Source organism: Parabacteroides sp. AF48-14 (assembly GCF_003477465.1).
GTDB lineage: Bacteria > Bacteroidota > Bacteroidia > Bacteroidales > Tannerellaceae > Parabacteroides > Parabacteroides acidifaciens.
Genome location: NZ_QUDI01000093.1, coordinates 1 through 1,904 on the forward strand (window position 1 = coordinate 1; position 1,904 = coordinate 1,904).

At 36.1% G+C, this 1,904-nt stretch carries 3 protein-coding genes; all 3 read left to right on the forward strand.

What is annotated here, in order from left to right; genetic code table 11:
- A partial coding sequence (locus DW083_RS21850) for a hypothetical protein (RefSeq protein WP_122333821.1) occupies positions 1-376 on the forward strand: 376 nt, incomplete at its 5' end.
- Position 377: 1 nt separating this feature from the next.
- Positions 378-1,397: a site-specific tyrosine recombinase/integron integrase gene (gene xerA, locus DW083_RS21855; protein WP_122333822.1), complete on the forward strand. Its 1,020-nt coding sequence runs from the start codon at positions 378-380 to the stop codon at positions 1,395-1,397.
- The coding region (locus tag DW083_RS21860) for an N-6 DNA methylase (RefSeq protein ID WP_122333823.1) at positions 1,394-1,904 on the forward strand (511 nt) is incomplete at its 3' end. The genes xerA and DW083_RS21860, both read left to right, overlap by 4 nt.

The following is a 1,904-nucleotide window of genomic DNA, read 5'->3' on the forward strand; positions in this document are numbered from 1 at the left end:
TATGGAACTTTATATCGAACCTATCAAAATAAATCGTAATCCGGTTACAGGCAGGTTTCTGAAAGGTTCTATTCCACATAACAAGGGGCGAAAAATGAATGAATATATTTATGCTGATAAAATTGAAAGAATCAAAAGTATTGGCATAAAAAACCTGAGTCCAAGGCTTGATATTGGTGGATGGAATGCAAAAGAAGTCGTGGCAATTAGAGATGGCAGATTTGCTGTTTTTAAATCATCTGAGGAAGCTGGTCGAACATTGGGAATAACTGCAAGGAACATTCGTCAGTGTTGTGACAAAAAACGCAAAAGTGCTGGAGGCTTTCTTTGGTTTTGGGAAAAAGACAACGTATGGGCTTCATTAATAAATAAATGATATGAAAGAGAAATTAATAAGTGATTTTAGGGATATCTTGTACGGTAAAATACCCACCGAAAACATATCCATAATATTAGAGGCTTTATCTTATGTGCTAAAAGATTATGATTTGACAAAAAAGGAAACAGCTATAGTATTGTATGATGATACCGACAAGACAATTTATCAAAAATTCTTTGTTGCAAAAGCGGTTGAAGGGCTATCTCCCAACTCGTTAACATATTATGGTACTATTCTTTCCTGCTTCCTGAATAAAGTAGGAAAACACATTAAGGAAATTACAACAGAAGATGTTCGCCTTTATTTGGCTTATAAAAAGATAGAGAAATCAAGTGATAATACACTTAATAATATCAGACGTGTAATGAACAGTTTTTTCAACTGGTGTGTAGAGGAAGAACTTATAGGCAGGAATCCAGTTAGTCGGATAAAAGGCGTTCGTCAGGTAAAAAAAATACGGAATCCTTTAAGTGAAGACGAAATGGAAAAATTGAGATACGAAGCCAAAACTAAGAGAAATAAAGCCATCATTGAATTTCTGTTCTCTACAGGGTGCCGAGTATCTGAAATGATTGGAGTAAATAGAGAAGATGTAAATCTGCTCGACGGGCAGATAGAAGTGCTTGGTAAAGGTAAGAAATATCGCGTTGTATATTTATCATCGCGCTGTAAGTTAGCGTTGAAGGAATATCTCGAATCTCGAAATGATGATATAGAAGCGTTGTTTATATCTGATTGGGATGGCATGAATGGAGCTATAGCCAGTAATATGAAGCCCTGCCGTATCTCTAAGAGCGCAGTCGAATCAATGTTGCGCAGCTTAGGTAAAAGGGTTGGAATAAAAAATGTGCATCCACACAGATTCCGTAGAACGGCGGCAACAACTGCTTTAAAGAGAGGCATGCCAATTGAACAGGTTCAGCGTATGCTTGGCCATGAGAGTATCCAGACTACTACTATTTATGCTCAATCGACAAATAATGAGCTTAAATTAAACCATGAAAAGTACATAATATGATTCTCGAAGATATTAATAAATTACTGGATATAACTGATAGTTACCAGGCACCAGGAAGAGTTATGGAAATTCTTTTTGGTGATAAAAATAGACGCAACCTTGTGTTTAAATCATTTCTTGATTATTTCAAATGTGATGTAAGCTACGACTGGTTTCATGAGTATTTTGAAGACGAACACGCAGATAGAAAAAATAATAAACAAGATTTTACTCCGGCTTGCTTATCGAAGCTGGTATCTACGTTGTTAGGATCAGATACTGGGGTTACTTATGAACCCGCGGCCGGTACAGGCGGAATGGTAATTACAAATTGGTATAATCAGCGAAGTAATATTCACCCATTTGATTATAAGCCCAACAATCATTTAATTGTGTGTAGCGAAATGTCTGATAAGACTATTCCCTTTCTTCTCTTTAATCTATCTATAAGGGGTATTTCGGGGATAGTTTTTCACGGGGATACACTGAAAGGTAAATATAAAGCAGTGTATGTACTTACTAATGAAC

Excerpts from the sequence above, each read along its gene's own strand:
- xerA (WP_122333822.1), top strand. The coding sequence starts at position 378 with ATGAAAGAGAAATTAATAAGTGATTTTAGGGATATCTTGTACGGTAAA.